Annotated in this window: 6 protein-coding genes; 2 read left to right on the top strand and 4 right to left on the bottom strand. The window is 73.5% G+C overall.

Translation table 11 applies throughout. From position 1 onward, the window contains the following. Nucleotides 1-224: 224 nt before the first annotated feature. Together M8J73_RS38150 and M8J73_RS38145 are read right to left on the bottom strand one after the other, a co-directional pair. Nucleotides 225-890, bottom strand: coding sequence for a Pr6Pr family membrane protein (locus M8J73_RS38150; RefSeq protein WP_249829658.1), 666 nt, complete (start codon nt 888-890; stop codon nt 225-227). Nucleotides 891-991: 101 nt separating this feature from the next. After that, entirely contained in the window at nt 992-2,620 is a 1,629-nt protein-coding gene (locus tag M8J73_RS38145; RefSeq protein ID WP_249829657.1) for a serine/threonine-protein kinase, read from the bottom strand. 140 nt (nt 2,621-2,760) lie between these two features. Between M8J73_RS38145 and M8J73_RS38140 the strand changes: the two genes are divergently transcribed. Further along, nucleotides 2,761-5,493 carry an ATP-binding SpoIIE family protein phosphatase gene (locus M8J73_RS38140; protein WP_249829656.1) on the top strand — a complete coding sequence of 911 codons (2,733 nt, stop codon included), beginning with the start codon at nt 2,761-2,763 and terminating at the stop codon, nt 5,491-5,493. Nucleotides 5,494-5,503: 10 nt separating this feature from the next. Here M8J73_RS38140 and M8J73_RS38135 read toward each other — a convergent pair whose 3' ends face one another. Beyond that, nucleotides 5,504-6,286, bottom strand: coding sequence for a DUF899 domain-containing protein (locus tag M8J73_RS38135; protein ID WP_055542871.1), 783 nt, complete (start codon nt 6,284-6,286; stop codon nt 5,504-5,506). A 231-nt stretch (nt 6,287-6,517) separates the two neighbouring features. Between M8J73_RS38135 and M8J73_RS38130 the strand changes: the two genes are divergently transcribed. Then, complete coding sequence (locus M8J73_RS38130) at nt 6,518-7,132, top strand: dihydrofolate reductase family protein (RefSeq protein ID WP_055542872.1); 615 nt, start codon at nt 6,518-6,520, stop codon at nt 7,130-7,132. Between the two features lie 17 nt (nt 7,133-7,149). On the opposite strand, the gene M8J73_RS38125 is transcribed toward M8J73_RS38130, so the two are convergent. After that, nucleotides 7,150-8,186 (bottom strand): cobalt-precorrin-5B (C(1))-methyltransferase (locus M8J73_RS38125; RefSeq protein ID WP_249829655.1); only part of this gene is annotated, 1,037 nt, incomplete at its 5' end.

Genomic DNA, 8,186 nt, shown 5'->3' with positions numbered 1-8,186 from the left:
CCGGACGCAGGTCGTACACGACACGGCGCACCAAAAGACATCTGCCGTGAAAGGTCAGCCGGGCATTAGCGTGGGCCACCAGGACCTCCGGTTGTGGTGAAGACAGGCATCTCCACTACGCCCGGAGGTCTTCTCTTGATCAACTACCGACGCGAGTCACCAACCTCATGGCCGAGTACAGCTAGGGGCTACGGGAAGTACCGGGAAGTACCCCCTGGGCGATCTCACCGGGGGCCCGTCCGGCGGTGGGATCCGCCCCGGAACTCCCGCGGGCGGCGACGTGCCCCGGCGGTGTTGCCCGCCTTGACCACCAGCGCGCCGAGCAGCACGAACAGCGCCGCCAGCAGCAGACAGGCCACGGTGACCCGGCCGTAGCCGCCGACGCCCCGGTCCGGGTCCAGGAACGGGTACGCGTACCAGTCGGTCACCGCGCCACGCACCAGGCTGTAGCCGACGTAGAGGAGGGGGAGGAGCAGCCAGGACGCGGCGCTCGGGTAGCGGACGCGGCGGCACGGCGGGTCCACCAGCCAGTCGGCGATCATGACCAGCGGCAGCGCCTGGTGCAGCACATGGTCCGCCCACGAGGGCATCAGCGTGTCGTGGAACTCGGTGTCGACCAGCCCGTACACGAACCCGCTGACCGCCATGTACAGCACCACCGCACCCCGCGCCATGTCCGGCACCCCGCGCCCGCCCCTCGTGTCGCGCAGGCCCGCGGCGCCGGAGACCAGCAGGACGACGCACGCCGCCATGGCGCTCAGGATCGTGAAGTGGCTGAAGAAGTCCACGAGGCCGGTCGCCGACGTCGCGGCGTCGTGGCCCGCGAAACCCAGGGCCACGGCCGACAGGACGGCCAGGGCGATACGTGACAGGCAGAGAGCGAGCGTCATGCGCCCAGAGGTACGGGCGGACCGGGCTCCCGGCCCGCATTGGTCCGTACGAGGGCGCCGCCCCCGGCAGCCCCCGGTCGCCGGTGCGGCGGCGGCCGGCCTCAGGACGCGGAGGTGATGAAGCCGTCCCTCACCTTGTCGAAGACGGGACGGTACGTGTCCCACTCCAGGTCCGGCGCCGAGAGGTAGATGTCGTACTCCCGCTCGCCCTCACGCCCGAAGCCGACGTCGATGGCGCGGAAGGTCCGGGCACGGCCTCGGAAGGTGAACTCCCAGACGGCGGCCGGCTGCCCCCGCAGCGTCGTCTTCTGCATGCGCAGCTTGCGGTACGAACCGGGGTAGTTGAGCTTGGTGTTCGCCTCGATGTCCTTGAAGTGGGCCATGGGGTGCGAACCGGCAGGGTCGACCATGCCGACCTCCAGGCGGACGAGGCCGGTCCCGTCGATGTGGACGACCCCTTCCGAGGTCCGCTGCGACACCGTCCAGCCGTCCGGGACGGGGAAGGACACGTCGAGGCTCTTGTCCTTGACCAGGTGGTAGCCGTCGGGCACGGGTGGGGGCGAGTAGGACGGGGTGGGGGAGCCGTCCGCGCCGCCGTCCGGAGTGGTGTTCGCACTCGGGTTCGACGCCGCGTAGAGGGTGGCCCCGATCACCGTCGCGGCCACCGTCACGGCGACGGCGAGTGTGACGAGGACGCGGCGCCGCGATCGACGGCCACGGCGCGCGCGGGCCTCCGGGTCCCGGTGCGTTCCCCGCCCTGGCCCCGATCCCGGTTCCGGCCCCGGTCGCGTCAGGGTGTGGCCGACCGCCACGGTGGTGTGCCGGTCCGTGTCACCGTGTCGCCCGTAGGGCCCCGGGGCGCCCGTGGCGGACGGCCCGGGCAGTGTGGTCGTCGTCGTGCCCGACAGCACGGCTCGCAGCGCCTGCTCCGTCTGCTCCGCGGTGGGCCGTTCCTCGGGGTCCTTGACCAGCAGGGCCTCGATGAGGGGTTCCAGGGCGCCGCCCTGCTTCAGGGGCTCGAGCGGGTCTACGGCGATGGCGTACGCGGCCTCCATCGCGGTCAGACGGCGGAACGGCGGGCGTCCCTCCACCGCCTGGTACAGCGTCGCGCCCAGCGCCCACAGGTCCGAGGCGGGGCCCGGCTTCTGGCCGCGAATGCGTTCCGGGGCCATGTAGTGGATGGAGCCGACCATCTCGCCGGTCTTGGTGAGTGTCGAGGCGTCGGCCGTCATCGCGATGCCGAAGTCGGTGAGGACGACACGGCCGTCCGCGCCGAGCAGGACGTTCCCGGGCTTGACGTCCCGGTGCAGTACGCCGGCGGCGTGCGCGGCGCGCAGCGCGGCGATCATGCCGAGACCGATCCGGGCCGCCTCCTCGGGCGGCACCGTCCGGCCGTCGGTGAGGAGGTCGGCGAGGGTGGGTGCCGGGACGTACTCCATGACGATGCAGGGCCGACCGTCGCCGTCCACCTCGTCGTCGACGACGTCATGGACGACGATCACATTGGGGTGCGCGACGCGGGCGGCGCTGCGGGCCTCGCGGCGCGTGCGCTCGTACAGCCGCGCCAGGTCGTCGGGGGCCAGATGCGGCTGCACGTGCAGTTGCTTGAGGGCGACCTGACGGCCGAGGACCTCGTCCTCGCCCCGCCACACCGTGCCCATGCCGCCGCGGCCGATCTGCTCCGTGAGCCGATAGCGCCCGGCGACGAGCCGCCCTACGTCCGACACCACGTGCCTCCGCCAGCCCTGCGTATGTTCGATTCGCGCCGTCACCCTATCCGGCCGGGTGCGCGGGCCCGGTGGCCGGATCCACCGGTGCCGCCGGAACCCGGACGCGCAACCCCTCGGCGTTCCGGCGTAACGTCGAGAAGGTGGACCCCACGGCTGACGGTCTTGTGTCCCGTGTCGCGCGTGAGCTCGGTTCGAAGGCGGACGAGCTGATCGCCGAGGTGGAGCGGTGCCTGCGTACTGAGCTGCCCGACCTCTGGGAGCACTCGGACGCCATGACGTCGGAGAACGTCGCGCGGCACGTGGTCGTCGTCCTCTCCGCACTCGAGCACGGTGTCGATCCCCGTGCCCTGGAGCAGCCGATCGCGGAACTGACCCGCGTACGGCGGCTCGCCCGGCACGGGGTACCCGTCAGCGTGGTGCTGCGGGCCTTCCGGCTGGGGCAGGGTGTCATGCTCGACCGGCTGCTGGAGGCGATGGCCCGGCTCACGGACGACGCCACGCTGATCAGCGAGGCCGCCCGGCGACTGATCGTCATGGCCACCGGGTACGTGGACCGCTCCTCGGAGCAGGGCGTGGTGGCGTACGAGGAGGAACGGGAACGGCGGCTGCGGGGGCGGCTGTCGTTGGTTAACGAGGCGAGCGTGCGCATCGGTACGACCCTGGACATCGCCCGCACCACCCAGGAACTCGCGGACTTCGCCACGCAGCCGCTGGCCGGCCTGGCCGACCGTTCCTTCGCCGATCTCGTCACCGTCGACCTCATCGACTCCGCGCTGCACGGCCACGACGCCCCACCGGAGGACCCGCTCGTGCTGCGCCGCCTCGCCCGCAGGACGTCGGCCGCGCCGGAGGACCAGTCCGAGTCCGGGAACTCCGGGGCCGTGGCCGACTTCAGTTCGGGGGCGGAGTTCACGGCGGGGGCGGAGTTCGGGCGCGGGGCCGTCGTCGAGCAGGGGGCTGTCGTGGCGCAGGGGGCCGCCGTCGAGCAGGGGGCTGTCGTCGACTCGGCGACGAAGGTCGCGCTCCCGAAGTCGCACATCTTCCTCGCCGGTTCGCTCCCGGCCCGTGCCCTCGCCACGGGGCAGCCCTTCCGTCACCGCCTCGACGGCGAGCCCCCCGACCTGATCCATCCGGCCCGACCGGTCCCTCGGGGGTCGTCGGTCCCTTCGGCCCCGTCCGCCCCGTCGCCCCCGTCGGCGCACTCCATGCTGGTCGTGCCGCTGCGCGCCCGGGGCGCCACGTTGGGGGTGGCGCAGTTCTTCCGTGGCCCCGGGTCCGACCCGTTCGACGACGAGGACCTGCTCCTCGCCCAGGAGATCGCGGCGAGGGCGGCGGTCGCCGTCGACAACGCCCGCCGGTACACGCACGCCCGCGCCACCGCGATCAGCCTCCAGCGCAGCCTTCTCCCGTCCCGTACGCCCCCGCAGTCCGCCGTCGAGGTCGCCTGCCGCTACCGGCCGGCCGGTGACAGGGCCGGCGTCGGCGGCGACTGGTACGACGTGATCCCGCTCTCCGGGGCCCGCGTCGCCCTCGTCGTCGGCGATGTCGTCGGCCACGGGATCCACGCCGCCGCCACCATGGGCCGCCTCCGCACCGCCGTACGCACCCTCGCCGACATCGACCTGCCCCCCGACGAACTCCTCACCCACCTCGACGACGTCGTCCTCCGCCTCTCCGGCGAGGCGGAGGGGGAGGAGGAGCTGGAGGGGGAGCAGGAGGAGGGAGAGGGGAACGGTCGGGGGCAGGAGCAGACGCGGCAGGGGGAGGCGGGCGACGCCGACGCCGGGCCCGGGGACACGGGCGACGCGCCGTCGCCGGGAGGGGGCGGGCCGACGGAGGGTGCCGGTGCGCGGGCGGCGGCGGGCCATGGGCTGCGCACGGCGAGCCATCCGACCGCGGGCCCCGGGTCCTCCGGCTCCGGTGGCGGCAGGGCCGGCGAATCAGCGCTGCCGGTGACCTCGGGAGCCGAGTCCCCCGGGCCCGCCGCAGCCTTCCCGTACGCCTCGGGATCCCCGTCCCCCCACCCCACGTCGACCACCTCTCCCTCCCCGGCCCCCGTCGGCGCCGAGTCCGTCGGTGTCATAGGGGCCACGTGCGTCTACGCCGTCTACGACCCGGTGTCGCGGTCCTGCACGCTCGCGCGGGCGGGGCACGTGCTCCCCGTCCTGGTCACCCCGGACGGGGTCGTGGACGTCCTCGATCTGCCGCCGGGGCCGCCGCTGGGGCTGGGCGGGCTGCCGTTCGAGGCGGTGGAGTTCGAGTGGCCGGAGGGCACGGTGCTCGCCCTGTACACCGACGGCCTGCTGGAGGCGCGGGGCCACGACATCGACGAGGGTCTCGCCCGGCTGCGCGAGGTCCTCGTCAGGCCGGCCGCGTCCCTGGAGTCCACCTGCGACGCCGTCCTGGGATCACTGCTCCCCGCGCGTCCACCGGACGACGTCGCCCTGCTGCTGGCCCGTACCCGCGCCCTCGGGGAAGAGCAGGTCGCCGACTGGGACCTGGAGGCGGATCCGGCGGCCGTGGGCCGGGCCCGCGCGAACGTCGCGCGTCAACTCGCCGTGTGGGGTCTGGAGGAGCTGGACTTCCTGGCGGAGCTGGTGGTGAGCGAGCTGGTCACCAACGCCATCCGCTACGGCAGGCCCCCGATCAGACTGAGGCTGATCCACGACCGCACGCTCCTGTGCGAGGTCTCCGACGCCGGCAGCACCACTCCCCATCTGCGCCGGGCCAGGGTCTTCGACGAGGGGGGACGCGGTCTTCTCCTCGTCGCCCAGCTCGCGGAGCGCTGGGGCACCCGCCACGCCCGGCACGGCAAGACGGTCTGGGCCGAGCTGAACGCGTCCACCGCGCTCTCGGACGTGGCCTTCCTTTGACGCCTTGGGCTCAGTGGTGGGGGCCGTGGCGGCCGAGCGTGTCCACCGGGGTCGCTCCGGGCCGGGACCACTGGGGGACGGGGCGGCTGGTCGGGCCCCAGGTTGCGTTGCCCTCCGCGTCCGACCGCCAGGACCAGCAGGGGCTGCCTCCCTCGGGCCACCCCGCCGGCTTGTCCTCCCAGGCCTCGCCGCGGCCGTACGGCGTCATGTCGAGCAGACCCAATGATCCGTTGACCCTCTCGTTGCCGCGGCCCGTCGTGGAGTAGGTGAGGAACACACGGTCGCCGTCGCGCAGGAAGCAGGTCAGGTAGCCCATGTCGCCGCCGACCGGCTCGTCCAGGCCCCGCACCGAGTACCAGGGCTGGGTGTAGCCCATGAACGCGACGTAGGCGGCCACCTCGTCCCAGGGGCCCGTGGTCAGGACGGCGAACGAGACGCCGCGGGCGTTGAGGTAGACGGCGTCCTTCAGATGCCAGGCCGTGGTGGTGCAGCCCTCGCACTGCCCCTGGTGGGGCGCGCCGTCGTACCACATGTGCTTGTAGACCACGAGTTCCTCGCGGCCCTGGAACAGCTCCAGGAACGGGACCGGGCCGTCGGGGCCGACGACCTCGACCGTCCCGTCGAACTCCACCATCGGCAGCCGTCGGCGGGCCGCGGCGAGCGCGTCGCCCTCGCGGGTGTGGGCCTTCTCGCGGACCAGCAGGGCGTCGCGGGCGGCCTGCCAGGTGGCCGGATCGGCGACCGGCGGGCGGCCCGGCTGCGCGGTGGTCGAGAAGTCCGGCGTGCTGGTCATGGTGTCCTCCGTGGTCTCGCGTGCCGGGCCCGCCGGGGCGAGGCCCGACGACGGTCACCGGAACAGACTCCCCGCCCGCCCGGAACTCATCGCACCACGACCGGCTGACGTGGACGCGGACATCCCGGAGGACCGGCGGGCGCGGCGGACATCCCGGCGGATGTCGAATGCGGCGGCTCCCGATCGACGTGAGAGTGAACCCGTACTCCCACGACCTCAGGAGCACCCATCGTGACCGTGACCGCGGATATGGCCATCTCCCTCGACGGCTACGTCGCCGGTACCGACGTCCGTGTCGACAACCCGGGCGGCGACGGCGCCGAGCCCCTCTTCGAGTGGATCCACGACCTGGCGAGCTGGCGGGAGCGCCAGGGCATGACCGGCGGCCGGGAGAACCGTGACTCCGAGCTGATGCGGGAGTGGTTCGACGCCACCGGGGCGGTCGTGATGGGCCGGATGATGTACGACACGGGCGAGGAGTTCTGGGGTGACAACCCGCCGTTCCGGACGCCGGTGTTCGTGCTCACCCACCGCCCCCGGCCGACCCTGGTGAAGAAGGGCGGCACCACCTTCACCTTCGTCACCGACGGCCTCCACAGCGCCCTCGCCCGGGCCGGGGCCGCGGCCGGGGACCGGAACGTCGACATCGCGGGCGGCGCCGACACCGTACGGCAGTGCCTCAGGGAGGGGCTCATCGACGAACTCCAGCTCCATGTGGTGCCCGTCCTCCTCGGCGACGGCCTGCGCCTCTTCGAGGACCTGGGCGCCGTACGACGGGACCTCCGCCCCATCCGCGTCGTCGACACCCCGCTCGCGACCCACCTCAAGTACCGCGTTGTGAGGTGACCGCGGCACCCCGGTCGTCAGGCGACCGTGCTGCGGCCCACCACCGTGCCCGCCCGGTCGATGCAGATGACGTCGACGGCGACCGGTGCCCCGCGCAGGACCGTCAGCGCCTCGTCGCGGGCCGCCGTCGCCACCAGGTCGCCCAGCGGTACGCCGGCCGCCGCGCACAGCTGGAGCGCGGCGAGCCCGGTGTTGGCGGTGGCCACCTCCGCGGCCAGCCTCTCGTCCGCGCCGCCCCGCCGGGCCAGCTCGGCAAGGAGGCCCTGGTCGACCTGGGAGCGGCCGGAGTGCAGGTCGAGGTGGCCGGCGGCGAGCTTCGAGAGCTTGGCGAAGCCGCCGCAGATCGTCAGGCGGTCGACCGGGTGGCGGCGGATGTACTTGAGGACCGCGCCCGCGAAGTCGCCCATGTCCAGCAGCGCGTCCTCGGGGAGCCCGTACTCGGCGACGACCGTCCGCTCCGACGTGGATCCCGTGCACCCGGCGACATGCGTACGGCCCGCCGCCCGCGCCACGTCCACGCCCCGCCGGATGGAGTCGATCCACGCGGAGCAGGAGTACGGGACCACGATCCCGGTGGTGCCGAGGATGGACAGGCCGCCGAGGATGCCGAGCCGGGGGTTCCAGGTGGAGCGGGCGATCTCCTCACCGTGGTCGACGGAGACGGTGATCTCGACGTCGCCGCTGCCGCCGTACCGCTGCGCGACCTCGGCGACGTGCTCGCGCATCATCCGGCGGGGGACGGGGTTCACGGCCGGCTCGCCGACGGGCAGGGGCAGACCGGGGCGGGTGACCGTGCCGACGCCGGGGCCGGCCCTGAAGACGACCCCGGCCCCGGCGGGCAGCCGCCGTACCGTGGCCCGGACCAGCGCGCCGTGCGTGACATCCGGGTCGTCGCCCGCGTCCTTCACGACGCCCGCCATCGCGTACGTGTCCGTCAGCTCCTCGGCGGCGAGTGCGAACGACGGGGTCTGCCCCTTCGGCAGGGTGATCGTCACCGGGTCGGGGAACTCCCCGGTCAGCAGGGCGGTGTACGCGGCCGTCGTCGCCGCCGTCG

Origin of the sequence: Streptomyces neyagawaensis (genome assembly GCF_023516595.1) — a bacterium.
Taxonomy (GTDB): Bacteria; Actinomycetota; Actinomycetes; order Streptomycetales; family Streptomycetaceae; genus Streptomyces; species Streptomyces neyagawaensis.
This window is presented reverse-complemented; position numbering and strand designations above follow the sequence as displayed.

Bases quoted from the DNA above. Each gene is read 5' to 3' on its own strand.
- M8J73_RS38150 (WP_249829658.1), bottom strand. From the start codon at position 890: ATGACGCTCGCTCTCTGCCTGTCACGTATCGCCCTGGCCGTCCTGTCG.
- M8J73_RS38135 (WP_055542871.1), bottom strand. From the start codon at position 6,286: ATGACCAGCACGCCGGACTTCTCGACCACCGCGCAGCCGGGCCGCCCG.